The organism is Streptomyces sp. NPDC025638, assembly GCF_055558775.1.
In genome coordinates, this window is the sequence record NZ_JBVHLX010000015.1 from 65,733 (window position 1) to 87,832 (window position 22,100).

The 22,100-nt window shown below is 71.3% G+C and carries 20 protein-coding genes and 2 pseudogenes; 12 read left to right on the forward strand and 10 right to left on the reverse strand.

Annotation, left to right across the window (positions count from 1 at the left end):
• Positions 1–8: 8 nt before the first annotated feature.
• On the reverse strand, positions 9–1,646 hold the full coding sequence (locus ACZ4EG_RS33810) for an FAD-dependent oxidoreductase (RefSeq protein ID WP_467793339.1): 1,638 nt from the start codon (positions 1,644–1,646) through the stop codon (positions 9–11).
• A gap of 211 nt (positions 1,647–1,857) precedes the next feature.
• Between ACZ4EG_RS33810 and ACZ4EG_RS33815 the strand changes: the two genes are divergently transcribed.
• Genes ACZ4EG_RS33815 through ACZ4EG_RS33845 form a run of 7 tightly spaced genes read left to right on the forward strand, consistent with a single transcriptional unit; the run spans position 1,858 to position 7,119 of the window.
• Complete coding sequence (locus ACZ4EG_RS33815; protein WP_453554688.1) at positions 1,858–2,940, forward strand: SchA/CurD-like domain-containing protein; 1,083 nt, start codon at positions 1,858–1,860, stop codon at positions 2,938–2,940.
• Positions 2,941–2,991: 51 nt separating this feature from the next.
• Complete coding sequence (locus ACZ4EG_RS33820; protein WP_390712062.1) at positions 2,992–3,462, forward strand: cupin domain-containing protein; 471 nt, start codon at positions 2,992–2,994, stop codon at positions 3,460–3,462.
• The gene (locus ACZ4EG_RS33825; RefSeq protein WP_453554691.1) at positions 3,459–4,727 is read left to right on the forward strand and encodes a beta-ketoacyl-[acyl-carrier-protein] synthase family protein; all 1,269 of its coding nucleotides are present in this window, start codon (positions 3,459–3,461) and stop codon (positions 4,725–4,727) included. The genes ACZ4EG_RS33820 and ACZ4EG_RS33825 overlap by 4 nt, the downstream gene beginning before the upstream one ends.
• Positions 4,724–5,974, forward strand: coding sequence for a ketosynthase chain-length factor (locus ACZ4EG_RS33830; RefSeq protein ID WP_453554693.1), 1,251 nt, complete (start codon positions 4,724–4,726; stop codon positions 5,972–5,974). The genes ACZ4EG_RS33825 and ACZ4EG_RS33830 overlap by 4 nt, the downstream gene beginning before the upstream one ends.
• 60 nt (positions 5,975–6,034) lie before the next feature.
• Positions 6,035–6,292, forward strand: a complete 258-nt coding sequence (locus ACZ4EG_RS33835; RefSeq protein WP_263210185.1) for an acyl carrier protein — start codon at positions 6,035–6,037, stop codon at positions 6,290–6,292.
• Position 6,293: 1 nt separating this feature from the next.
• Positions 6,294–6,773 (forward strand): SRPBCC family protein, encoded by a 480-nt coding sequence (locus ACZ4EG_RS33840; protein ID WP_453554695.1) that lies wholly within the window; start codon positions 6,294–6,296, stop codon positions 6,771–6,773.
• Positions 6,774–6,795: 22 nt separating this feature from the next.
• The gene (locus tag ACZ4EG_RS33845; protein ID WP_263210182.1) at positions 6,796–7,119 is read left to right on the forward strand and encodes a TcmI family type II polyketide cyclase; all 324 of its coding nucleotides are present in this window, start codon (positions 6,796–6,798) and stop codon (positions 7,117–7,119) included.
• Positions 7,120–7,205: 86 nt separating this feature from the next.
• Here ACZ4EG_RS33845 and ACZ4EG_RS33850 read toward each other — a convergent pair whose 3' ends face one another.
• The 3 genes and pseudogenes from ACZ4EG_RS33850 to ACZ4EG_RS33860 all read right to left on the reverse strand — a co-directional run bounded on the left by ACZ4EG_RS33850 (position 7,206) and on the right by ACZ4EG_RS33860 (position 10,310).
• The gene (locus tag ACZ4EG_RS33850) at positions 7,206–8,234 is read right to left on the reverse strand and encodes a methyltransferase (RefSeq protein WP_453554697.1); all 1,029 of its coding nucleotides are present in this window, start codon (positions 8,232–8,234) and stop codon (positions 7,206–7,208) included.
• 41 nt (positions 8,235–8,275) lie between these two features.
• Entirely contained in the window at positions 8,276–9,334 is a 1,059-nt protein-coding gene (locus ACZ4EG_RS33855; RefSeq protein ID WP_467793340.1) for a right-handed parallel beta-helix repeat-containing protein, read from the reverse strand.
• 60 nt (positions 9,335–9,394) lie between these two features.
• Positions 9,395–10,310: pseudogene (locus ACZ4EG_RS33860) on the reverse strand (aminoglycoside phosphotransferase family protein).
• A gap of 25 nt (positions 10,311–10,335) precedes the next feature.
• Between ACZ4EG_RS33860 and ACZ4EG_RS33865 the strand changes: the two are divergent.
• Genes ACZ4EG_RS33865 through ACZ4EG_RS33875 form a run of 3 tightly spaced genes read left to right on the forward strand, consistent with a single transcriptional unit; the run spans position 10,336 to position 12,863 of the window.
• Entirely contained in the window at positions 10,336–10,962 is a 627-nt protein-coding gene (locus ACZ4EG_RS33865; protein ID WP_467793341.1) for a rhomboid-like protein, read from the forward strand.
• A gap of 9 nt (positions 10,963–10,971) precedes the next feature.
• On the forward strand, positions 10,972–12,378 hold the full coding sequence (locus tag ACZ4EG_RS33870) for an NAD(P)/FAD-dependent oxidoreductase (protein WP_453554705.1): 1,407 nt from the start codon (positions 10,972–10,974) through the stop codon (positions 12,376–12,378).
• 2 nt (positions 12,379–12,380) lie between these two features.
• On the forward strand, positions 12,381–12,863 hold the full coding sequence (locus tag ACZ4EG_RS33875; protein WP_467793342.1) for a GNAT family N-acetyltransferase: 483 nt from the start codon (positions 12,381–12,383) through the stop codon (positions 12,861–12,863).
• Here ACZ4EG_RS33875 and ACZ4EG_RS33880 read toward each other — a convergent pair.
• The 3 genes from ACZ4EG_RS33880 to ACZ4EG_RS33890 all read right to left on the reverse strand — a co-directional run bounded on the left by ACZ4EG_RS33880 (position 12,852) and on the right by ACZ4EG_RS33890 (position 16,617).
• Complete coding sequence (locus ACZ4EG_RS33880; protein ID WP_467793343.1) at positions 12,852–14,357, reverse strand: MFS transporter; 1,506 nt, start codon at positions 14,355–14,357, stop codon at positions 12,852–12,854. The genes ACZ4EG_RS33875 and ACZ4EG_RS33880 overlap by 12 nt on opposite strands.
• A gap of 56 nt (positions 14,358–14,413) precedes the next feature.
• Positions 14,414–15,394 carry a zinc-binding dehydrogenase gene (locus tag ACZ4EG_RS33885; protein ID WP_467793344.1) on the reverse strand — a complete coding sequence of 327 codons (981 nt, stop codon included), beginning with the start codon at positions 15,392–15,394 and terminating at the stop codon, positions 14,414–14,416.
• A 62-nt stretch (positions 15,395–15,456) separates the two neighbouring features.
• Entirely contained in the window at positions 15,457–16,617 is a 1,161-nt protein-coding gene (locus ACZ4EG_RS33890; RefSeq protein ID WP_467793345.1) for an FAD-dependent oxidoreductase, read from the reverse strand.
• A gap of 131 nt (positions 16,618–16,748) precedes the next feature.
• Here ACZ4EG_RS33890 and ACZ4EG_RS33895 point away from each other — a divergent pair, with 131 nt between their 5' ends.
• The gene (locus ACZ4EG_RS33895) at positions 16,749–17,423 is read left to right on the forward strand and encodes a pentapeptide repeat-containing protein (protein ID WP_467793346.1); all 675 of its coding nucleotides are present in this window, start codon (positions 16,749–16,751) and stop codon (positions 17,421–17,423) included.
• 169 nt (positions 17,424–17,592) lie between these two features.
• Here the strand turns inward: ACZ4EG_RS33895 and ACZ4EG_RS33900 are convergent, their stop codons facing one another.
• Positions 17,593–18,093, reverse strand: a complete 501-nt coding sequence (locus ACZ4EG_RS33900; protein ID WP_467793420.1) for a hypothetical protein — start codon at positions 18,091–18,093, stop codon at positions 17,593–17,595.
• A 76-nt stretch (positions 18,094–18,169) separates the two neighbouring features.
• Between ACZ4EG_RS33900 and ACZ4EG_RS33905 the strand changes: the two genes are divergently transcribed.
• Positions 18,170–19,582 (forward strand): M1 family metallopeptidase, encoded by a 1,413-nt coding sequence (locus ACZ4EG_RS33905; protein ID WP_467793347.1) that lies wholly within the window; start codon positions 18,170–18,172, stop codon positions 19,580–19,582.
• Positions 19,583–19,619: 37 nt separating this feature from the next.
• On the opposite strand, the gene ACZ4EG_RS33910 is transcribed toward ACZ4EG_RS33905, so the two are convergent.
• Both ACZ4EG_RS33910 and ACZ4EG_RS33915 read right to left on the reverse strand, forming a co-directional pair.
• A complete protein-coding gene (locus ACZ4EG_RS33910; RefSeq protein WP_467793421.1) occupies positions 19,620–21,176 on the reverse strand; it encodes a M4 family metallopeptidase in 1,557 nt (518 codons plus the stop codon).
• Between the two features lie 315 nt (positions 21,177–21,491).
• A pseudogene (locus tag ACZ4EG_RS33915) lies at positions 21,492–22,052 on the reverse strand (GNAT family N-acetyltransferase); the annotation flags it as partial.
• Between the last annotated feature and the right edge of the window lie 48 nt (positions 22,053–22,100).

The following is a 22,100-nucleotide window of genomic DNA, read 5'->3' on the forward strand; positions in this document are numbered from 1 at the left end:
GGGCGGAGTCAGCCCGTGCGCAGGAGGGTCGCGAGGACCTTGCGCAGGGCCGCCTCCGGGTCCGATACGGCGCCCGGTGCCCGCCAGGCCACGAATCCGTCCGGGCGTACCAGGACCGCTCCGTCGGCCGTGGTGCCGTGGACCCGTGCCCAGTCGTCGGTGTCGGAGTCGTAGGCCAGGTCGGCGTCGGGGCCCGGGCCGATCCGGTACGCGTCGAGCCGTACGCCGTCCCGGTCGGCGACGCGGCGGGCGGCGGCGTGCCAGCCCGCGTCGTCGGGTGCGTCGGTGAGCAGGACCAGTGAGCGCTCGTAGAGGTCGATCGTGGAGATCCGCTCGCCGCCGCGGTGCAGCCACATGTGGGGTGCCCGGCTGCCGGGCTGCCCGGCGAGGTCCATGCCCTCGGGGACCACCGACTGCGCCGGGTCGGCGTCGATGACGGCGCCCTTCGGGTAGCGGTAGCCGAGGACGACGGGCAGGATGCCGCCCTTCTTGTTGCCCACGCCGGGGCTCGGCGAGAAGCCGGGGTGGCTGTGTTCCACGGAGCGGGCCGAGGCGCGGGCGCTGGTGGCGGTGGCCACCGGGCGGCGCTCGGTGTCGTAGGTCTCCAAGAGGCGCGGGCCCGCCCAGCCCTCCAGCACGGCGGCGAGCTTCCAGGCGAGGTTGTGCGCGTCCTGGATGCCGGTGTTGGAGCCGAACGCGCCGGTCGGGGACATCTCGTGGGCGGAGTCCCCGGCGAGGAACACCCGGCCCTCCCGGTACCGGTCGGCGACGCGCTCGGCGGCCCGCCAGGACGCCTTGCCGGTGAGCTCCACATCGAGGTCCGGGACGCCGACCGCACGGCGGATGTGCCGGGCGAGCCGGTCCTCGGTGAACTCGTCGAGCGTCTCGCCGCGCTCGGGGTGCCAGGGCGCGTGGAAGACCCAGCGCTCCTTGTTGTCGACGGGCAGCAGGGCGCCGTCGGCCTCGGGGTCGGTGAGATAGCAGCAGATGAAACGCCGGTCGCCGACCACGTCGGCAAGGAGCTTGGACCGGAAGGTGACGCTGACATTGGCGAACAGCTCGCCCGGCCCGGTCTGGTGGATGCCGAGCCGGGTGCGGACGGGGCTGCGCGGGCCGTCGGCGGCGACGAGGTAGTCCGAGTGGACGGTGTAGCGCTCCTCGGTGCCGCGGTCCCGGACGATCGCCGTCACCCCTTCGGCGTCGTGCTCGAAGGTCTCCATCTCATGGGAGTAGCGCAGGTCGCCGCCGAGTTTGCGGGCGCCGTCCAGGAGTACGGGCTCCAGGTCGTTCTGGCTGCACAGGCACCACCCCGTGGGGCTGAACCTCGCCAGTCCGCCGCTGGGGTCGATGTGTTTGAACAGCCATTCCCCGGCGTCGCCGACCAGCGTGGGGGCCTGCAGGATGCCGTGGTTGTCAGAGAGCAGTGAGGCCGCCGTATGGATGTCCGGTTCGATGCCGGCGACCCGGAACAGCTCCATCGTCCGGACGTTGTTGCCGCGTCCGCGTGGGTGATGGGAGGTCCCCGAGTGCCGCTCGACAAGCATGTGACGCACACCGAGACGGCCCAGGAAAAGGGACATGGACAGGCCCACCAGAGAGCCGCCCACGATGAGGACGGGGACCCGGTGGTCGGCTTTTCGAAGCATCGAAGCCTCCAGAGGCAGGGGTGCGCGCATGAGGCGCCTGTGAGTTTCCATGCCCTCTCGGGCCTTGTGGGAGCGCCTCGGCGCGCCCAATCACCCACGTGGTTCATACGAGTCGCGCACTGCTGGGGACCGGCACAGGATCAAGGAACGCTGACGTCGCGTCACCCGCGGCCGACGTCCGCCCCTGCCCCGTGAAGGAGATGTCCGCAGGATGACCACTACGTCTGAGCGTGTTTCAGAAACGCTGTCGCGACACGTGTCGAAAGTCTCCCAGTCCGTGTTCGACGGCTCCCGGCTGCGGGTCGTCCTGCTGGTCGACGTGTACGACGGAGCCCAGCAGCAGTTCCTGGAGGCCTACGAGCAGCTGTGCAACCAGGTTGCGTCCGTGCCCGGCCATGTCAGTGACCAACTCTGCCAGTCGATCGAGAATCCATCCCAATGGCTCATCACGAGTGAGTGGGAAAGTGCTCCGCCGTTCCTCGCCTGGGTGAACAGCGAGGAACACGTGCGGATGGTGCAGCCGCTGCACAGCTGCGTCCGGGACACCCGGTCGCTGCGCTTCCACATCGTCCGCGAGACCGGCGGCGAGGCGGCGGGCACCAGGGCGGCGCAGCGCCGGCTGCAGGCCCAGCCGCGGATCGGCGACGGCGTGATCCGCCACGCCCTGACCTTCACGGTCAAGCCGGGCAGCGAGCCGGAGGTCGCGAAGATCCTCGCGAACTACGCCTCGCCCGAGGCCCGGGTCGATGCCGGCACACAGCTGTGCCGCACCTCCCTGTTCATGCACGGCAACCGGGTCGTCCGGGCCATCGAGGTGCGCGGCGACCTGCTCGCGGCGCTGCGCCACGTGGCCCGGCAGCCCGAGATCCGTGCCGTGGAGGAGGCCATCAACCCGTATCTGGAGCAGGAGCGGGACCTCAACGACCAGGAGTCGGCGCGGGTCTTCTTCACCCGGGCGGCGCTGCCCGCCGTCCACCATGTGACGGCGGACGAGCTGCACGACGGCGAGCGGCACGCGCTGTACTACCCGGCCAAGCCCGGCGACGGCATGCGGCTGGCCGAGCTGCTCGCCCAGCACGACGAGGCGGCGGCGGAGGACCCGGCGAGCCCGGTCCTGCGCAGCACGATCTTCCAGCGCGACGACGTCGTGGTGCGGCTGGTCGATGTGCGCGGCGCCGGCGGTGCCGATCCCGCCCTGCCGGAGTTCGCGCAGGCCGGCGAGCTCAAGAAGCTCCTCTACGGCGCCGCGGTCCGTATGGACCTCATCACCGACCGCCGTTCGCCGGACGCCTGACCCGGTGGCCACGCCCCTATGCCGACGCAGCACACCCATCGGAGGAACGTCGTGATCAAATCCCGTCCGAGAATCGTGGACCTCAGCGAGGTCGAGCCCAATGTCCGGCGCGGCGGTGATCTGCGCGCCATGCTCACCCCGACCACGGTGGGATCGACCAGCGGTTTCATGGGAGTGGCCATCGTGCAGCCCGGCGACCGCATCGCTGAGCACTACCACCCCTACTCCGAGGAGTTCGTGTACGTCGTCTGCGGGCGGCTGGAGGTGGACCTGGACGGCGAGCCGCAGCCGCTGCAGCCGGAGCAGGGCCTGATGATCCCCGCCCACATGCGGCACCGCTTCCGCAACGTCGGCAATGTGGAGGCGCGCATCGTCTTCCACCTGGGCCCGCTGGCGCCGCGTCCGCAGCTGGGTCATGTCGACACGGAGGAGACCGAGGTCATCGGTGCCGCCGCGGTCGTCACGGAGGGAGCCGGGGCGGGCGCCGACCGCACGGCCGACCGAGGTCGGGTCCGGTCATGACCCGGCGCGTGGCGGTCACCGGCATAGGCATCGTGGCTCCGGGCGGGATCGGCGTACCGGCGTTCTGGGATTTGCTCGCCAACGGCCGGACCGCGACGCGGGGCATCACGTTCTTCGACCCGACAGGCCTGCGTTCGCAGATAGCCGCGGAGTGCGACTTCGACCCCGTGGCGCACGGCCTGGACGCCGAGCAGATCGAGCGGGCGGACCGGTACATCCAGTTCGCCCTGGTGGCCGGGGACGAGGCCGTCCGGGACTCCGGACTCGACCTCGCCGGGGAGAACCCCTGGCGGGTCGCGGTCTCGCTGGGGACCGCGGTCGGCGGCACCACCCGTCTGGAGCACGACTACGTCCTGGTCAGCCACCGAGGGCAGCGCTGGGACGTGGACCACCGGGAGGCGGAACCCCAGCTGCACCGGGCGTTCTCGCCCAGCACCCTGGCCTCCGCGGTGGCGGAACGCTTCGGCGCGCGGGGGCCGGTGCAGACCGTCTCCACGGGCTGCACCTCGGGCCTGGACGCGGTCGGATACGCCTTCCACACCGTCGAGGAGGGCCGGGCCGACATCTGCATAGCGGGCGCGTCGGACTCGCCGATCTCACCGATCACCATGGCGTGCTTCGACGCGATCAAGGCCACGTCGCCGAACAACGACGACCCGGCACACGCCTCCCGGCCCTTCGACAACAACCGTGACGGGTTCGTCATGGGCGAGGGCGGCGCGGTGCTCGTCCTGGAGGAGCTGGAACACGCGCGGGCCCGAGGCGCGCACGTGTACTGCGAGCTCAGCGGCTACGCCACCTACGGCAACGCCTACCACATGACCGGCCTGACCAGTGAGGGCCTGGAGATGGCCCGGGCGATAGAGGTCGCCCTCGACCACTCCCGGCTCGACGGCTCCGCGATCGACTACGTCAACGCGCACGGCTCGGGCACCCGGCAGAACGACCGCCACGAGACGGCGGCCGTGAAGCGGGCGCTCGGAGAGCACGCCTACGGCACGCCCATGAGCTCCATCAAGTCCATGGTGGGGCACTCCCTCGGGGCGATCGGCGCGATCGAGGTCGTGGCCTGTGTGCTGGCGCTGGTCAAGCAGGTCGTGCCGCCGACCGCGAACTACGAGACCCCCGACCCCGAGTGCGACCTGGACTACGTCCCGCGCGTCGCCCGCGAACGGAAGCTGGACAGCGTGCTCTCCGTGGGCAGCGGGTTCGGCGGGTTCCAGTCCGCGGTGATCCTGACCCGTCCCAGGGAGAAGGCACGATGAGCGCACCCCATGAACGGCGCGCGGCCATCACCGGCATCGGTGTGGTCGCGCCCAACGGAACCAGCACCGACACCTTCTGGAAGTCCACCCAGGAAGGGCTCAGCGTCCTCGACCGGATCACCCGTGACGGCTGTGGGCAGCTGCCGCTGAAGGTGGCCGGCGAGGTTCGCGCCTTCGACCCGGCGGCGGCGGTCGAGGAGCGCTATCTCGTCCAGACCGACCGGTTCACGCACTACGCGATGACCGCGGCCGACCTGGCGCTGGACGACGCCCGTCTCGGGCCGGCCGACACCGCCGACGCGCCGTTCTCCATCGGCGTGGTCACCGCGGCCGGCTCCGGCGGCGGCGAGTTCGGCCAGCGGGAGCTGCAGCGACTGTGGGGAAAGGGAAGCCGGTTCGTCGGCCCGTACCAGTCCATCGCCTGGTTCTACGCCGCCAGCACCGGTCAGATCTCCATCCGCCGCGGTTTCAAGGGCCCGTGCTCGGTCGTGGCGGCCGACGAGGCGGGCGGTCTGGATGCCGTCGCCCATGCGGCGCGGGCCGTGCGGCGCGGCACCGACGTGATCGTGGCCGGCTCGACCGAGGCGCCGCTGGCCCCGTACTCGATGGTCTGCCAGCTCGGCTACGAGGAGCTGAGCACCGTCGACGACCCGAGCCGGGCCTACCGTCCGTTCACCACCGCGGCCTGCGGATTCGTGCCCGCCGAGGGCGGCGCGATGCTCGTCGTGGAGGCGGCGGACGTGGCGCGCGAACGGGGCGTGCGGGTCCGGGCGCTCGTCGCGGGACATGCGGCGACGTTCACCGGGGCCTCTCGCTGGGCCGAGACCCGGGAGGGACTCGCCCAGGCCGTGCGGGGGGCCCTGGACGAGGCCGGCTGTGCCCCCGAGGAGATCGACGTCGTCTTCGCCGACGCCCTCGGGGTGCCGGCGGCGGACCGCGCCGAGGCGCTGGCCATCGCCGACGTCCTGGGCGTGCACGGCAGGCGGGTGCCGGTCACCGCGCCGAAGACCGGCATCGGCCGGGGCTACTGCGCCGCGCCCGTGCTGGACACCGCTGCGGCCGTGCTCGCGATGGAGCACGGACTGATCCCACCCACCCCCAACGTCTTCGACGTCTGTCACGACCTCGACCTCGTGACCGGCCGCGCCCGCGCCGCCGAACTGCGCACGGCGCTGGTCCTCAGCCGGGGACTCATGGGGTCCAACTCGGCGCTGGTGCTCCGGCACGGCGCCGCCGACGCCTCGTAGCGGGGCGCCTCGTCGCGGGGAGCGCCGCTGCACTGCCTCGCAGCAAAGGAGAGGAACCGCATGACTGCCCAAATCACCGTGGAAGAACTGGCCGGGCTCATGAAGAAGGCGGCCGGGGTCACCGTCGCCCCGCAGGACCTGGAGCAGCAGAGCGACGTGGGCTTCGACGTCCTCGGCATCGACTCGCTCGGCCTGCTCGGCATCGTCGGCGAACTGGAGAACCGTCACGGCACGCCGATGCCGCCCGACGCGGAGCGCTGCAAGACCCCCCGGCAGTTCCTCGACCTCATCAACAGCACTCTCATGGCAGGAGCCTGACATGGCCGGACACACGCAGAACGAGATCACCATCGCCGCCCCCCTGGACCTCGTCTGGGACATGACCAACGACCTGGACAGGTGGCCGCAGCTGTTCAGCGAGTACGCGGCCTGCGAGGTCATCTCCCGGGAGGGCGCCAAGACGACCTTCCGGCTGACCATGCACCCGGACGAGAACGGCACGGTGTGGAGCTGGGTCTCGGAGCGGGAGCCGGACCGCGACACCCTCACGGTCAGGGCCCGTCGGGTGGAGACCGGGCCCTTCGCGTACATGAACATCCACTGGCAGTACGAGGAGGTGCCCGCGGGCACCCGGATGGTGTGGACGCAGGACTTCGAGATGAAGCCGGACGCCCCGGTCGACGACGACTGGATGACCGACAACATCAACCGGAACTCCAAGGTCCAGATGGCCCTGATCCGGGACAAGATCGAGAAGGCCGCCGCCGGACACCGGCCCGCGCCGGCCCTGGCCGACTGAGCCGGACGGAGGACACAGTCCGATGCACCAGGCCCTCATCGTCGCCCGTATGGCCCCGGGTTCGGCCCCCGACATCGCCAAGGTGTTCGAGGAGTCCGACCGGGGAGAGCTGCCGCACCTCGTCGGTGTCGTGCGGCGCAGCCTCTTCCAGTTCGGCGATGTGTACATGCACCTCGTCGAGTCCGAGCGCGAGCCCGGCCCGGCCATCGCCAAGGTGACCGAGCACCCCGAGTTCCGGGACATCAGCGAGCGGCTGTCGGCGTACGTCAGCGCGTACGACCCGCAGACCTGGCGCTCGCCGAAGGACGCCATGGCCCGCCGCTTCTACGTCTGGGAGCGCCCCTGAGCCGTCCGGTCCCCCGAAACGGCCACCGGTCGCCGGGCCCGCAGCGTCGCGGGCCCGGCGACCGGTGGTCTGCGGGGTGTGTGCCCTCACCCCGGTACGTGGCAGTCGAACGCGTGCAGATAGGGGTTGACCGGACGCATGTCGTCGACGACCAGGCCGGCCGCGGTCAGCCGGCCCACCATGCTGTCGGTGGTGTGCTTCGCCCCGCCGACGTTGAGGAGCAGTAGCAGGTCCATCGCGGTGCTGAACCGCATCGACGGGGTGTCGTCGACGAGGTTCTCGATCACCACGACGCGCGTTCCGGGGCCGCCGGCCCCGATGACGTTGCGCAGCGTCCGCGCCGTGCTCTCGTCGTCCCACTCCAGGATGTTCTTGATGATGTAGACGTCGGCCCTGACCGGGATCGCCTCGCGGACGTCGCCGGGCACGATCCGGGCGCGCTCGGCGAGGTCACCGCCCTCGCGCAGCCGCGGCAGGGCGTTCTCCACCACGCGGGGCAGGTCGAGCAGACTGCCGTGCATCGAGGGGTACTTGTCCAGCAGACAGGCCACCACGTGCCCCTGGCCGCCGCCGATGTCCGCGACCGAGTCGCTGCCCGACAGGTCCAGCAGGGCCGCGACATCGCGCGCCGACTGCTCGCTGGACGTGGTCATGGCCCGGTTGAAGACGTCGGCCGACTCCGGGGCGTCCTCGTTGAGGTACGCGAAGAACTCCTTGCCGTACAGGTCCTCGACGACGTTGCCGCCGGTGCGCACCGCCTCGTCCAGCTTGGGCCAGGCGTCCCAGGTCCACGGCTCGGTGCACCACAGCGAGATGTAGCGCAGGCTGTTCGGGTTGTCCTCGCGCAGCAGCCGGGACATCTCGGTGTGCGCGAACATGCCGTCCGGCCGCTCGGCGAAGACGCCGTAGCAGGACAGGGCCCGCAGCAGCCGGCGCAGCGGCTTCGGCTCGGTCTTCACCGCGGCCGCGAGGTCCTCCACGGCCATCGGGGCCTGCCCCAGGGCGTCGGCGACCCCGAGCCGGGCGGCCGCGCGGACGGCGGCGGCACAGGCCGCGCCGAACACGAGCTCTCTGAGCCGCATGGACGGCGGTGGGGCGGTTTCAGCGGTCGTCATGTGCCGCCTTCCTTCCTTGGATGTACGCGGGGGTACGGCGGTCAGCACAGCCCCGAGGGCTTGGAGGCCGCGCAGGAGTTGCCCTGGAAGGTGTTGTTGGCCTTGCTGGTCTCCTGGTTGACCAGGTCGGCCGGGGCGTTGCCCTTCAGCGTGTTCTCGCTGATCCGGTTCCGCTCGCTGGTGACGCCCACGAAGCTCTTGAACAGCACGATCCCGCCCGACAGCGGGGACCGGCCGGAGTTGCCCGTGACCAGGTTCCGGTTCACCTTGGTGTTCTCGACCCCGGTCAGCACGATGCCGGAGCCCTGGAGCGCGGGCAGCCGCGGGGTCTTGGGGCAGGACTTGTTGTTGGTGGCGACCACGTTGTCCGCCACCGTCAGCGCCCCGGTCCGCGGCAGGTTCTCGTCGCCGACGACGAACACGCCCGCGCAGTTGCCGGTGACGTAGTTGCCCGTGACGGAGAGGTTCCGCAGGCGCCGGACGGTCAGGCCGATCCGGTTGCCCTCCATCCGGTTCTGCTGGACGACCGTGCCCCGGGTGTCCGTGGCGCCCTGTTCCTTCGAGATGGTGTTGGCCAGGAACAGGCCCGCGTCGCCGTTGTTGCGCGCGTAGTTGCTCCGGAACACACCGCGCACCGACTGCTCCTGGGCGATGCCCCAGACCCCGTTCCCGACCGCGTACACCTTGCGCACGGTCAGTCCGTCGGTCGCCCGGCCGAGCACCCCGGTCTTGGCGAAGCCGGTCACGGTCAGGTGGGAGACGGTGACGCCCGCGACGGCGCGGTTCGCCGTGCCCGTCACGCAGATGCCGTTGCCGCCCTTGGCACAGCTGTTGGAGGCCTTGGCGGCGGGCTCGATCACCGTGCTCGGGCCCATGCCGCGCAGGGTCAGCCGGGACGTGCTCACCGTGACGCTCTCGTGGTACGTGCCGGGAGTCACCAGGACGGTGTCTCCCGACCGTGCGGCGTTCACCGCCTGCTGGATCGATTCCCCCGGGTGGACCAGGAAGGTCCTGGGTGCGGCGGTCGCCGGAGTGGCGCCGAGCCCCGTTCCGATGAGCGCGGCGGCGCTCGCCAGATATGCGATATGGCATTTCGTCATATCCGGTACGCTATGGCCGATTAGTTGATAAACGTGGTGCATGGTCCGTCCGGCGGCGTGTCACCCGCGCAGCGCCCGCCCGATCTCCAGCTGCACCGCCTCCGGCGGGCGGCCGTCCTCGATCTCCCACAGGCAGTTCTGCAGCACCCGCCCCAGCGTCCACGCCCGCGCCCGCTCCCGGTCCAGCGCCGGCGCGTCGGTCAGCGCGTCGAAGCGCCGGACGGTCTCGCCCGGGTCGTAGCGGTTGTCGATCGCCGGCAGCAGCTCGAAGCCCGGATCGCCCGCGAGCGGCTTGGGGTCGATGGCCACCCAGTGCGCCCGTTCGGCCGCCAGGACGTTGTCGTAGTGCAGGGTCCCAGTGCAGCAGCCGGTCCCCGGGCTCGCCCACGACCTCCCGCACGGCAGCCGCACAGTCCGCGAGGAGCCGCCGGCCGGCCGGATCGGGCACCCGCTCCAGCGCCCACGGCACCCGCTCCAGCATCGCCCGCGCGATGTCCCCGAGCCGGCGCAGCCCCGGCGGGGCCGCCGCGGCGGTCAGCCGGGCCAGCAGTTCGCCGATGACGCGCACGGCCTCACGCGTGTCCGGCAGGTCCGTCAGCGCCCGCGTCCCGTCCAGCCGCTCCAGCAGCAGCGTGCAGCTGGGTTCGTCGTGCTCCAGCAGCCGTACGGCCCCGTCGCCGCCCCAGACCCGCAGCGCGAGCGGCTCGCCCTCGCTCTCGGCGTCCAGCGGCTGGAGCTTCAGCGCGGCCGGGCTGCCGTCGGCACGGACCACCGGAAGGACCAGCGCACACACCCCGTGCATGGCGGGCCCGTCGAGCCGCAGTTCCCACCGCCTCAGGAACTCCTCCGCCCGCCGGGGCAGGTCCGCGATGAACGCCCGCCCCGCGTCCCCGTTGAATTTCCGCTGTGAAGCCGCCAGCTCGCCGGGCACCTCGATCACTTTCCCGACGATACTGACGGATGTGAACCGGGTCATCGGATTTCGACGTGGGTTCCGGGCGGTGACGGCCTACGTCCGCAGCGCCCCGGGCACCTATGTCTGGCTGCTGATCCTGTTCATCTCCACCGTCGCCCTGCACCACATGTCGCCGGCCTTCGAGCAGGACTTCCTGCGGCAGCGCTCCACCAACATCCACGAGCTGTCGCAGAACCCCGTACGGGTGCTGATCACCAGCGCCATGTGGATCGACGGCGGACACTGGGTGCCGTACGCGATCCTGTACTCGGTCTTCCACGCCCAGGCCGAACGCTGGATCGGCACCGCCCGCTGGCTGGCGGTGTGCGTGGTCGCGCATGTGTTTGCGACGCTGATCAGCGAGGGCGTGCTGCTGAAGGCAGTCCGGGACGGGATCGCCCCGCACTCGGCGGTCAACACCCTCGACATCGGGGTGAGTTACGCGCTGGCCGGCGTCATCGGGCTGCTCACCTACCGGCTCGCCGTGCCCTGGCGGCAGCTGTATCTGCTGGGCGTCCTCGTCTTCTACGGAATCCCGCTCTACACCGACCGCACCTTCACCGACTTCGGACATTTCGTCGCCGTCCTGATCGGTCTCGCCTGCTATCCGCTGGTCAGGGGTCGCGGAAAAGCATGGAATCCGAAGGAGACACTGGCCGCCCTCAGGGGTTAACGTCCGGCCATGAGCAGCACGGCAAGCAGTGTCGTCAACGGTGGCATCTCCTTCTGGTTCGCGGACGACGGCCTCCCGGAGGTCCGGGAGCCGCTGCCCGGTGACGCGACCGCCGACGTCGTGATTGTCGGCGGCGGCTACACGGGACTGTGGACCGCGTACTACCTCAAGAAGGCCGCCCCCTTCCTCCGTGTCACCGTCCTGGAGCAGAAGTTCTGCGGCTACGGCGCCTCCGGACGCAACGGAGGCTGGCTCTACAACGGCATCGCGGGCCGCGACCGGTACGCGAAACTGCACGGCCACGAGGCCGCCGTACGGTTGCAGAAGGCGATGAACGACACCGTCGACGAGGTCGTCGCGGTCACCGCGGCCGAGGGCATCGACGCCGGCCTGCACAAGGGCGGGGTGCTGGAAGTGGCGACCACGCCCGCGCAGTTGGCGCGGCTGAAGGCCTTCCACGAGCACGAGCTGTCGTACGGCGAGAAGGACCGCGAACTGTACGGCGCCCGCGAGACGCGCAAGCGGATCCGGGTCGCCGACGCCGTGGGCTCCACCTGGACCCCGCACGGGGCCCGGCTGCACCCGGTGAAGCTGCTCAAGGGGCTCGCGGCGGCCGTGGAGGCGCTCGGCGTCACGATCCACGAGTCGACCCCGGTGACCGAGATCCGCCCGATGCACGCCGTGACCCCGTACGGCACCGTCCGCGCCCCCTACGTCCTGCGCTGCACCGAGGGCTTCACCGCGAACCTGAAGGGCCACCGGCGCACCTGGCTGCCGATGAACTCCTCGATGATCGCCACCGAGCCGCTCACCGACGAGCAGTGGCAGAGCGTCGGCTGGGACGGCCGGGAGACCCTGGGCGACATGGCGCACGCCTATATGTACGCCCAGCGCACCGCCGACGGCCGGATCGCGCTCGGCGGGCGCGGGGTGCCGTACCGCTTCGGCTCGCGCACGGACAACGACGGGCGGACGCAGGAGGCGACGATCGAGGCGCTGCGGGAGATCCTCGTCCGGTTCTTCCCGGCCCTGGCCGGTGTCCGTATCGAGCACGCCTGGTCCGGGGTGCTCGGGGTGCCGCGCGACTGGTGCGCGACGGTCACCCTGGACCGCTCGACCGGCCTCGGCTGGGCGGGCGGATACGTCGGCTCGGGCGTCGCGACCACCAACCTCGCCGGACGCACCCTGTGCGACCTGGTCCAGCAGGACTCCGGCCAGGGCGGCCGCACCGAGCTGACGGACCTGCCGTGGGTGGGCCACAAGGTGCGCAAGTGGGAACCCGAGCCCTTCCGCTGGCTCGGCGTGCAGGGCATGTACGCCACCTACCGCGCCGCCGACGAGCGGGAGCGCCTCCACCCGGGCTCGGAGTCGTCGCGGCTGGCCAGGATCGCCGACCGGGTGGCGGGACGGCACTGACCATGATCCGCACCGCGACCCCCTCGGACATACCTGTCATCCACGCCCTGATCCGCGAACTCGCCGAGTACGAGAAGGCCCCGCAGGAGGCGAGGGCGACCGAGGAGCAGTTGCGCTCGGCCCTCTTCGGCGACCGTCCCGCCGTCTTCGCGCACGTGGCGGTGGACGAGGCGACCGGCACGACGGTCGGGTTCGCCCTGTGGTTCCTGAGCTTCTCCACCTGGCGCGGGGTCCACGGCATCTACTTGGAGGACCTGTACGTCCGCCCCTCGGCCCGCGGCGCCGGCCACGGCCGGGCACTGCTCACCGAGCTGGCGCGGATCTGTGTGGAGCGCGGTTACGAGCGCCTGGAGTGGTCGGTCCTGGACTGGAACCGGCCCGCGATCGGCTTCTACGAGGCCCTGGGCGCCCGTCCGCAGGACGAGTGGACGGTGTACCGGCTGACCGACGGGCCGCTGGCCGAGCTGGGCGGGTCAGAGCGCTGACTCGGGCACGGGCGCGTTCGCGGGAACTTTGTGCGTGGGCGGCTTCGACGTGACCATCAGGCCCGCGACCAGGCCCGCCAGGAGCAGCACGCCCGCGGCCCACCAGATGGCGACCGTGTAGCCGTGCACGACGCCCTCGGGGACCACGGTCGCCCGCTGGGCGGGGCCGTGGAGGTGGGCGGCGATGTAGACGGCGCTGCTGGTGGTGGCGATCGTGTTGAGCAGCGCCGTACCGATCGAACCGCCGACCTGCTGCGAGGTGTTGACGGTCGCCGAGGTGACCCCCGCGTCCTGCGGGGCGACCCCCGCGGTGGCCGTGGCGAAGATCGGCATGAAGGTCAGGCCCATGCCGAGGCCCACCAGGAGCAGGGCGGGCAGGATCTCGGTGGCGTAGGAGGAGCCGACGGCCAGCCCGGTCAGGATGAGCATCCCGCCGGCGGCGAGGACCGTGCCCGGGACCATCAGCATGCGCGGCGCCACGTACGGCAGCAGCCGGGCCGATATCTGTGTGGAGCCGACGACGATCGCGGCGGTCAGCGGCAGGAAGGCCAGGCCCGTGCGCACCGGCGAGTAGCCGTGGATGACCTGAAGGTAGTAGGTCATGAACAGGAACAGGCCGAACATGCCGATGACGGCGAGCGCCATGGTCAGGAAGCAGCCGGACCGGTTGCGGTCCTTGACGATGTGCAGCGGGAGCAGCGGCACCGGGGCCCGGGTCTGCCACCACACGAACACCGCGAGGAGCAGCACGCCCGTGCCGAGCAGGGCGAGTACCAGCGGGTCGGCCCAGCCGCGCGGCTCGGCCTCGCTGAACCCGTAGACGATCGCGACCAGTCCGCCGCAGCCGAGCACCGCACCGGGCACGTCGAGCCGGATGCCCGAGTGGCCCGAGCGGCTGTGCAGCAGGGTCAGGGCGCCGCAGACCGCGACGACCGCGATGGGCACGTTGACGTACAGGCACCAGCGCCAGTTCAGATACTCGGTGAGCAGGCCCCCGACGATGAGCCCGATCGCCGAGCCGCTGCCCGCGAGGGCGCCGTAGATGCCGAAGGCCTTTCCGCGCTCCCTGGGATCGGTGAACGTCGTGGTGACGAGGCTGAGCGCGGACGGCGCGAGCACGGCGGCGAAGGCGCCCTGCAAGGCGCGGGCGCCGAAGAGCAGGCCGGCGCCGGTGGCCGCGCCGCCGAGCGCGGAGGCGGCCGCGAAGCCGATCAGACCGATGACGAAGGTGCGTTTGCGGCCCACCCGGTCGGCGATCCGGCCGCCCAGCAGGAGCAGACCGCCGAAGGCCAGCGTGTAGGCGGTGATGACCCACTGGCGGTTGCCGTCGGATATGTGCAGGTCGTGCTGGGCGGAGGGGAGAGCGATGTTCACGATCGTCGCGTCGAGCACCACCATCAGTTGTGCGAGCGCGATGACCACCAGGCCCCACCAGCGGCGGGGGTCGGCTGCCTCTGATCCTGGGGTGGCTTCACCTGTTCGGGTGCGACGCACGCGGTCAGAAGACCATGAATCGGTATGAAATGCATCCCGGGGTGTTCTGTGCCTGGTCATGGCTCCAGGACCACCTTCCCGACCGTGCCGCGCCCCTCCAGCGCCCGGTGCGCGGCGGCCGCCTCGGCGAGCGGGAAGCGCGTCACGGCGGGGGTCAGCCGCCCCGCGGCGGCCTCGGCGAGCGCGCTCAGTTCGAGGGTGCGTACGGGGTTGGGACCACCCGCCCGCCGCAGCATCGCGGGGCCCAGGACCTGCTCGGAGACGCCCTCGACGACATAACCCCGCCCGGCGGAGATCCCCTGCGCGGACCAGCCGAAGACGAGGTGCTGTCCGCCGGGCCCGAGCAGGGCGACCGCCTCGCGGGCGACATCGCCGCCGACCCCGTCGAAGACGACGGTCGCGGACCGCCCGCCCAGATACGCGCGGACCCGCTCCGGCCATGCCGCGTCCCGGTAGTCGACGGCGAGATCGGCCCCGTTCCTCCGCACCCGCGCCACCTTCTCCGGGCCGCCTGCGAGACCGATCACCGTGGCACCGGCGTTCTTGGCGTACTGCACGAGCAGCGTGCCGATGCCGCCGGCCGCCGCCGGGACGACGGCCACCGAGTCCGGCCCCAGCTCGGTGAACCGTACGATCCCCAGCGCCGTACGCCCCGTGCCGATCATGGCGACGGCCTGGGCGAAGTCGAGGCCGTCCGGTATCTCGTGCAGCCGCTCGGCGTCGGTGACGGCGAGTTCGGCGTAGCCGCCCGGGGCGAAGCCGAGATGGGCGACCACGCGCCTGCCGAGCCATCGCTCGGGCGTGCCCGCGCCGAGGGACTCGACGACACCGGCGACCTCGCGGCCCGGGACCGTGGGGAGCGGTGTCGGGGCGGGTGCCGGCCCCTGCATGCCCTCCCGCAGGGCGGTGTCGAGGAGGTGGACACCGGCGGCGGCGACGGCGACACGGACCTGGCCCGGGCCCGGCACGGGGTCCTCGACCCGCTCATAGGTGAGGTTCTCGGCCGGGCCGAAGGCGTGCAGGCGGATGGCGTGCATGGGGATCCCATCGACGTGTCGGTCGATTAGTGTGTCCGTCGTCCGGGGTCCAGCCTTCGACCTCAAGCATGCTTGAGGTCAAGGGCGTGCCGGCCGAGGGCCAGTGACACGGCGGTGAGGGCGCTGTTGAAGGACACCTCCGACAGCACGCCGGGGGCGGCGACCTGGTCACCGGCGAGATGGACACCGTTGCCGCGGTCGATAGCGGGCCGGTCGCGCCAGCTGGTGCCCGGCAGGTCGACGGCACCGGTACGGCCGTTGGCGAGGGCCTCGCGCCGCCAGACGACCCGCTCCCGCCACCCCTCGAAGGCGAGGTCGAGCAGCCGCTCGGCACGGGCGATGCCGTCGGCCCGGGATTCCCCGGGACCGATCGGGATCTGCCCCTGCACGAGCTGCTCACCGGCCGGGGCGAGCGAACGGTCCTGCGCGGTGAACCGCTCCAGCCACCCGGGTGCGTCGAGATCCGACACGGCGAAGGCGTCACCGCGCCGGGTGCGCAGGGCGAGATCGATGAGGGCGGTACGGCCACCGGTCCAGGTCAGCGAGTCGTCCTTCAGCAGGCGCCGGGCCGCCTCCAGGGAGGTGGCGACGACCACGGGCGTGTCGGTGGGCAGGGTGTCGACCCGGGACAGGGTCTCCATCCGCACCCCGAGGTTCCAGGCCCGTGCGGCCATCCGGTCGATCACGTTGGCCCAGCCGCCGCGCGGATAGTGCGCCTCCGGCGGCAACTTGGTGGCGCGGCGCAGTCGTTGCTGCACGAAGGCGGCGGACAGGGCGCCCGGGTCGTGGTGGAAGAGGGCGACGGCCGAGTAGTTGGCTGCGGCACGTGCCCCTTCCTCGCCCGCCTGCCGTGTCGCCCAGCTCATGAAGTCCTCGTCGACGGGCGCCTGTTGGGCGCTTCGCCGCAGCAGCTTGAGCATCGCGAAGGGCGGGGTGCGGCGCAGGACGCCGTGATGGCGCAGCCGCAGCCGGGCCGCCTCCAGGGGTGGCACCGGAGCGACCGGTCCTATGAGGTCGCGCTGCTTGAGCCAGACCCAGTGCGGGCCGCCGTTGTAGAGGGCGTGCGGGCCTTCGTTCGTGCGGTACGGGCCCTCGGCGGTCCGCGCCCGCCCGCCGAGGGTGTGGTGGGCTTCGTACACGGTGACCTTGGCGCCCGCCTCGGCGGCGGTGATCGCCGCGGTGAGTCCGGCGAGGCCGCCGCCGACGACGGTGATTCGTTGCATGGGCGGATGTCTCCCTCTGCTCGGGGTCGCCTCTTCTCCGCAGATATGACCGCCGGCGCCGCCGAAATGTGACATCGCCGGTGTTTGTGCAGGTCGGGGCGATTGTCAGTGGTGGGGTGCAGCATGGGGGCATGGCGAGGAGAGCGACGGGCGGGGCAGGGGTGCGGTCGGCGCGGCGGCCGGAGGTGCGGCTGCCGCCGCTGGAGGCGTATGCCGGGGGCGGGCTGGAGCCGGACGGGGACTACGACGGGGTGGAGTTCCGGGAGGCGGACTTCGCCGGGCAGGACGGCGGGGGCGCCCGCTTCATGGACTGCGCGCTGACGGGCTGCGCCTTCGACGAGACGCGACTGCACCACGCGCGCATCCTCGACACGGTCCTCACCGGGATAAAGGGGGTCGGCACGTATCTCGCCGAGTCGACCCTGCGTGACGTCGAACTCGTCGACGCGCGGCTGGGCGGCACGCAGTTGCACGGTGCCGTGCTGGAACGCGTGCTGATCCGCGGCGGCAAGATCGACTATCTCAACCTCCGCAGGGCGAAGCTCAAGGACGTCGTCTTCGAGAACTGCGTCCTCGTCGAGCCGGACTTCGGGGACGCGCGACTGGAGCGGGTCGAGTTCGTGGACTGCGCGCTGAAGGGGGTGGACTTCAACGGGGTGACACTGACGGACGTGGACCTGCGCGGGGTCGCTTCGCTGGACATCGCCCGGGGGGTGGGGCGATTGACCGGGGCGCTGATCAGCCCCGGCCAACTGGTGGATCTGGCACCGGTGTTGGCGGCGGAGCTGGGAATCCGGGTGGAATGACCGGCCGTGGGGGTACCCCCAGCTCGTAGAGCTTGGGGGAGCTTGAGGACGAGGCGGGGGATCTTGGAGCGAGGCCGGCATTGTTTAGCCGGTCCGGCGTTTGAGGACGAGGCCGTTCAGGCCGAAGCGGGGGGCTGGGGGCGGCAGCCCCCAGGACGGCCGGCGCAGCTCACGGCACCCGTGGAAAGCGAGCCTGCAGCGACCAGATCGCCGGATTCTCGGCCAGAGCCTCGTGCAGGTCGGTCAGGTCGGCGAGCAGGTCGTGGAGGAAGTCCCGTGCCTCGCGGCGCAGTTCCGCGTGGGAGAAGGTGAGCGGTGCCTCCTCGGCGGGCATCCAGTCGGACTCGATGTCCACCCACCCGAAGCGCCGCTCGAAGAGCATCCGGTCGGTCGACTCGGTGAAGTCCAGCTCCGCCCGCTGTGGGCGTGCGGCGCGGGAGCCCGCCGGGTCCCGGTCGATCCGCTCCACGATGTCGCACAGCGCCCACGCGAAGTCCAGCACCGGCACCCATCCCCAGGCTGTGGACAGCTCCCGGTCCGTCTCGGTGTCGGCCAGATACACGTCCCCGCAGAACAGATCGTGCCGCAGCGCATGGACGTCCGCGCGCCGGTAGTCCGTCTGCGGCGGGTCGGGGAAACGGTTGGAGAGGGCATAGCCGATGTCGAGCACGTACGTGATGGTGTCACGGCCGCATCCGGTCGCCGGCACGCCCCGACCGTCACCGGCGCCCCGTAGGATCTCTGACATGTCCAGATCCGCGCGCCTTGTCCCGGTCGCCGCCGGCGCCCTCGCCCTCCAGCTCGTCCTGACCGCGTGCGACGGCGGTGTGCACGGCACCCCGGGCGGCTCCGGCGTCCACGACCCGTACTTCCCGAGGGCGGGCAACGGCGGATACGACGTCACCCACTACGACCTCACCCTCTCCTACGCCCCCGGCGCCCACCGCCTCACCGGCAAGGCCGTGATCACCGCCCGTGCCACCGAGGACCTGTCCGCCTTCGACCTGGACCTGAAGGGCCTGGACGTCGAGGACGTCACCGTGGAGGGCAAGGACGCCCGCGTCAACCGCTCCGGCCAGGAACTCACCGTCCGCCCCCACGACGACCTGGACAGGGGGAAGACCTTCAGCACCACGGTCCGCTACTCCGGCACCCCGGAGAAGATCACCGACCCGGACGGCTCCGAGGAGGGCTGGCTGCGCACGGCGGACGGCGCGCTCGCCCTCGGCGAACCCACCGGCTCCATGGCGTGGTTCCCCGGCAACGACCACCCCTCCGACAAGGCGACGTACGACATAGCCATCACCGTGCCGAAGGGGCTGCAGGCCGTCTCCAACGGGGAGTTGACGAGCGAGCGGACCACCGGCGGCCGTACCACCTTCACCTGGCACACCGCCCAGCCGATGGCCACCTATGTCGCCACGGTCGCCATCGGCCACTACGACATCACCCGCTACACCACCAAGAGCGGACTGCCCGTCTACGTCGCCGTCGACCCGAAGCAGACCGGGGCGAGCCGCAAGGTGCTGGCGAAGATCCCCGAGATCATGGAGTGGGAGGAGGGCAACTTCGGCCCGTACCCCTTCTCCTCCACCGGCGCGATCGTCGACCGCCCCGACGACGCGGGCTACGCCCTGGAGACCCAGAACCGCCCGGTCTTCCCCGGCGCCCCGGACACCGGAACCCTCGTCCACGAGCTCGCCCACCAGTGGTACGGCGACTCCGTCACGCCGAAGAGCTGGCGGGACATGTGGCTCAACGAGGGCTTCGCGACATACGCGGAGTGGCTGTGGGAGGAGGACCACGGCGGCGACACCGTGCAGCAGACCTTCGACGCGGTCTACAGCGGCGACCACTTCGACGACGCCGACCAGGCCAAGGCCGTCTGGGCCTACCCGCCGGCGAAGCCGTCCGGCGCCGCGCACATCTCCGACAGCCCGGTCTACGAGCGCGGCGCCATGGTCCTGCAGAAGATCCGGCAGAAGGTCGGCGACGACACCTTCTACGACATCATCCAGGGCTGGGCGGCCGCCCACCGGCACGGCAACGCGGACACGGCCCAGTTCACGGCGTACGTCGAGAAGATGGCGCCGGACAAGGACTTCGGTGCCATCTGGGACGACTGGCTGTACGGGAACGGCAAGCCGGACCACCCCTGAGGGGCGGCCCGGCCTTCACCGGTGTGCGCGTCGCCGGTCAGTTGACGTTGACGCCCTTCCAGGCCGCCGCCACCGCGTTGTACTCGGCGCTGCCGGCCCCGTACAGGTCGCTCGCCGCCTTGAGGGTGCCGGTGCGCGCGCCCGCGTAGTCGGTCGACGAGGTGAAGTACGTGGTCAGGGCCTTGTACCAGATCTGGTAGGCCTTGGTCCGGCCGATGCCGGTGACCGTGGAGCCGTCGTAGGTCGGGGAGTTGTACGACACCCCGTTGATGGTCTTCGCGCCGCTGCCCTCGCTGAGCAGATAGAAGAAGTGGTTGGCGACACCCGACGAGTAGTGCACGTCGAGGCGGCCGACACTGCGCGACCAGTAGTCGGCGGAGCCGCCGTCCTTGCTGGGCTTGTCCATGTAGCGCAGGGGCGTGCCGTTGCCGTTGATGTCGATCTTCTCGCCGATGAGGTAGTCACCGGGGTCGGAGGAGTTGTTCGCGAAGAACTCCACCGAGGTGCCGAAGATGTCCGAGGTGGCCTCGTTCAGGCCGCCCGACTCCCGGCTGTACTTCAGGCCCGCGGTGGCCGCCGTCAGGCCGTGGCTCATCTCGTGGCCCGCCACGTCGAGCGAGGTGAGCGGGTCGGCGTTGCCCGCGCCGTCGCCGTACGTCATGCAGAAGCAGCTGTCGTTCCAGAAGGCGTTGACGTAGGCGTTGCCGTAGTGGACGCGGGAGTAGGCGGCCCGGCCGTCGCCCGCGATGCCGTTGCGGTTGAAGGCCGACTTGTAGAAGTCCCAGGTGACGGCGGCACCGTAGGCGGCGTCGACGGCGGCGGTCTGGCGGTTGGTGACCGTACCGTCGCCCCAGATGTCGTCGGCGTCGTGGAAGAGCGTGCCGGTGCCGCTCGTCCCGCCGTTCAGGTCGTACGTCTTGTGTCCGCCGCGGCCGCCGTCGATCAGGTCGTAGCCGCCGGAGGCGGAGGCCGTGGTGCCCAGCGGCACGGTGCCGCTGTACCGGCTGGTGCCCGTGCCGGTGTCGATGGCCTGGTAGGAGTAGATCTTCTTGCCGGTGGCGGCGTCCGTGACGACGTGCAGCTCGCTCGGAGTGCCGTCGTGCTGGAGGCCCTTGACCACGGACTCGTAGGCCAGGACGGGCTTGGTGCCGACGGCCCAGACGACCTTGCGGGCGGTGGCGGTGGCGGCCTCGGCGGAGCCGGCGGCCTTCAGCGCGGACTTCCTGGCGGCGGCGGGGGAGACGGCGGCGTCGGTGGACGCCACGGATATCCGGGCCTTGGTCGCCTTGCTGACGCCCTTGAGTGTGCCGCTCTTCGCCACGTGCGTGACCAGGTCGCCGCCGAGGACCGGCAGACCGGCGTACGTCCGCTCGTAACGGGTGTGGACCGTGCCGTCCGCGTCCTTGACGACGTCCCGGACGACGAGTTTCTCCCGGGCGCCGAGCCCGAGTTCATGTGCGGTGGAACCGGCCGCGTTCTGCGCCGACTTGATGGCGGCGCCGCGGGCCGAGGCGGTGAGGGGGAGTGCGGTGGCGCCGGGCGCGTGCTCCGGGGCCGCGGTGGCGGCACCGTTCTGCAGTGCGAGGACGACCATCGCGGCCGAGCCGACGAGGGCGGCGGCGCGTACGGCGGTCCTGCGGGAGGTGCGTGGCTGCTGTCTCACTCGATCTCCTTCGAGCCGGCCTCGTGATCGAGGCACAGGTGATGCACAGGTGGGGCACAGCGTTGCGGCGGGCGAGGAGAGGGTGACACCTGCGACTGCCCGTTTGACAGGGGGCCGTCAAGAATTTACGTGTTCGTATCCGAAAGTCGTCGCTGCGGATCCGTTATGCGGACAAGCCGGGTCGCGTCAACTCCCCACTCGAAGAGCGCACTTGATGCCCGAAGCGTCACACGAGGCTCAGAGGGCGGAGCCGTCCGGGTCGACGACGGCGACCCCGGCCGCGCGGCGGGGCGTGCCCAGCGCCTTGCGCAGTACGGCGCAGGGACGGCCCAGCTGGAGGTCCTTGCGGTGGCCGATGACCTCGTAGCCGAGGGCGGTCCAGAAGGCCAGCCCCTTGGGGTTGTTGTCGAGGACGGCGAGACGCACGGCCGTACGGCCCGCGGCGCGGAGGCGGTCCTCGACGAGTGTCGCCAGGCGGCGTCCGTATCCGCGGCGCTGCGAGGCCGCGTCGACCATCAGCAGCCCGATCCAGGGATCCGGGTCGGCCGGATCGGGGTGGTGCGCAAGGGTGATCGCCAGCCCGACCAGCAGCCCCTCGCTGCGCGCCAGCAGCACCTCGATGTCCGGATTCGCCATCTCCACGGCGAGTGCCGCCGCCACCTGCTCCGGCCGGATGTCGTCCGGGTCCGGGAAGTCGCCGCTCAGGGCCTGGAAGTCGCGGTTGGAGGCGTGCAGCGCCGTGAGTTCGGTGAGTACGGGGCCCGGGATGTCGTGGTCGGGCGTCAGGCGGAGAGGCGCAAGGATCACAGGGTGAACCTAGCGCGGGAACCCCGGAGCCCCCAGCGGTTTCCCGGC

What these genes read in the sequence shown, in the direction of transcription:
- ACZ4EG_RS33810 (WP_467793339.1), bottom strand. Translation starts at nt 1,646, where the DNA reads ATGCTTCGAAAAGCCGACCACCGGGTCCCCGTCCTCATCGTGGGCGGC.
- ACZ4EG_RS33815 (WP_453554688.1), top strand. Translation starts at nt 1,858, where the DNA reads ATGACCACTACGTCTGAGCGTGTTTCAGAAACGCTGTCGCGACACGTG.
- ACZ4EG_RS33825 (WP_453554691.1), top strand. Translation starts at nt 3,459, where the DNA reads ATGACCCGGCGCGTGGCGGTCACCGGCATAGGCATCGTGGCTCCGGGC.
- ACZ4EG_RS33830 (WP_453554693.1), top strand. Translation starts at nt 4,724, where the DNA reads ATGAGCGCACCCCATGAACGGCGCGCGGCCATCACCGGCATCGGTGTG.
- ACZ4EG_RS33835 (WP_263210185.1), top strand. Translation starts at nt 6,035, where the DNA reads ATGACTGCCCAAATCACCGTGGAAGAACTGGCCGGGCTCATGAAGAAG.
- ACZ4EG_RS33840 (WP_453554695.1), top strand. Translation starts at nt 6,294, where the DNA reads ATGGCCGGACACACGCAGAACGAGATCACCATCGCCGCCCCCCTGGAC.
- ACZ4EG_RS33845 (WP_263210182.1), top strand. Translation starts at nt 6,796, where the DNA reads ATGCACCAGGCCCTCATCGTCGCCCGTATGGCCCCGGGTTCGGCCCCC.
- ACZ4EG_RS33850 (WP_453554697.1), bottom strand. Translation starts at nt 8,234, where the DNA reads ATGACGACCGCTGAAACCGCCCCACCGCCGTCCATGCGGCTCAGAGAG.
- ACZ4EG_RS33855 (WP_467793340.1), bottom strand. Translation starts at nt 9,334, where the DNA reads ATGACGAAATGCCATATCGCATATCTGGCGAGCGCCGCCGCGCTCATC.
- ACZ4EG_RS33870 (WP_453554705.1), top strand. Translation starts at nt 10,972, where the DNA reads ATGAGCAGCACGGCAAGCAGTGTCGTCAACGGTGGCATCTCCTTCTGG.
- ACZ4EG_RS33875 (WP_467793342.1), top strand. Translation starts at nt 12,381, where the DNA reads ATGATCCGCACCGCGACCCCCTCGGACATACCTGTCATCCACGCCCTG.
- ACZ4EG_RS33885 (WP_467793344.1), bottom strand. Translation starts at nt 15,394, where the DNA reads ATGCACGCCATCCGCCTGCACGCCTTCGGCCCGGCCGAGAACCTCACC.
- ACZ4EG_RS33890 (WP_467793345.1), bottom strand. Translation starts at nt 16,617, where the DNA reads ATGCAACGAATCACCGTCGTCGGCGGCGGCCTCGCCGGACTCACCGCG.
- ACZ4EG_RS33895 (WP_467793346.1), top strand. Translation starts at nt 16,749, where the DNA reads ATGGCGAGGAGAGCGACGGGCGGGGCAGGGGTGCGGTCGGCGCGGCGG.
- ACZ4EG_RS33905 (WP_467793347.1), top strand. Translation starts at nt 18,170, where the DNA reads ATGTCCAGATCCGCGCGCCTTGTCCCGGTCGCCGCCGGCGCCCTCGCC.
- ACZ4EG_RS33910 (WP_467793421.1), bottom strand. Translation starts at nt 21,176, where the DNA reads ATGGTCGTCCTCGCACTGCAGAACGGTGCCGCCACCGCGGCCCCGGAG.